We start from the raw sequence: 1,088 nt of genomic DNA, 5'->3' as shown, positions 1-1,088 counted from the left end.
TTTCGCGCAGAAACAACGGAAACACTTTGCGCTACCCATCGTATACCCCTGATGGAAATTGCAGGTCACAGGCTCTGTAAATTGTGTGCCAAAGAAACCGTCCATCACTCAAATGCAGCCTATGAGGATGAACTGCAACAGCGATTGCTACAACAGAAAATCAAAAACTCAGGGCTCAATAAACGCTACCTAGATCGTGGCTTCAAGAATTATGTAGTTGCATGCCCTGCTCAAGACAATGCCATCAAACTATGTCAGGCCTTTGCACAGCAAATTATTTCTGACCACAATCCGAACATGTTGATGATTGGTACACCAGGTACAGGTAAAACCCATCTGAGCGCATCAATTATTCGCAACATTCTGCATAACAGTACAAAATCTGCACGCTACTATACCAGTGCAGAAATTGCTCAAAAAATGATGGATACCTGGTCAGACACTTCACGCTCTGAGAAAGAAGTCATCGACCATTTCTCCAGTTTTGATTTATTAGTGATTGATGAATATGGCCTGCATGACCGACACGAAAAACGCCTAGAGATGGTGCATAAGGTCTTATATAGCCGTTATGACAATATGAAATCTACCCTGCTGATTTCCAATTTTACAGTCCAAAATATGCAGCGGGATTTAGGTGTCCGATTATGGTCACGATTACATGAAAATAATTTGATTGTAGTACCGTGTTATTGGGATGATCGACGAATAATCGGATAGCCAAACTCTTTGCTCAAGCCAATTATCTTCCGAGATAATTGGCTTTTTATTACAAGAATTACTTACAGAATATCTCGCTTCCATAAGTATAACTGAAAATAATACTTCTAAGCTGCCTATGCGGCAGTGAACTTGCTCTGCAACTGCTTTAACTTCAGTCACAACTTCTAAGCTGCCTATGCGGCAGTGAACAAAGGAGCTTGTTATGCATGAATCATTTGAAACTTCTAAGCTGCCTATGCGGCAGTGAACATAGGCGTTCCATATATCGGAGTTTTTTAATTCTTCTAAGCTGCCTATGCGGCAGTGAACCATTAATGCTCGTATTAATTTAATTTACTCTGTACACGACAAATTTCATAGGATCC

Annotated in this window: 1 protein-coding gene; it reads left to right on the top strand. The window is 40.7% G+C overall.

Annotated features, from left to right (window positions below):
- A partial coding sequence (locus Aba26S_RS20935) for an ATP-binding protein (RefSeq protein ID WP_043975175.1) occupies window positions 1-720 on the top strand: 720 nt, incomplete at its 5' end.
- Between the last annotated feature and the right edge of the window lie 368 nt (window positions 721-1,088).

Source organism: Acinetobacter sp. NBRC 110496 (assembly GCF_000876115.1).
Classification (GTDB): Bacteria; Pseudomonadota; Gammaproteobacteria; order Pseudomonadales; family Moraxellaceae; genus Acinetobacter.
The sequence above is the reverse complement of the archived record's forward strand: the minus strand, read 5'-3'. Positions and strand labels throughout refer to the sequence as shown.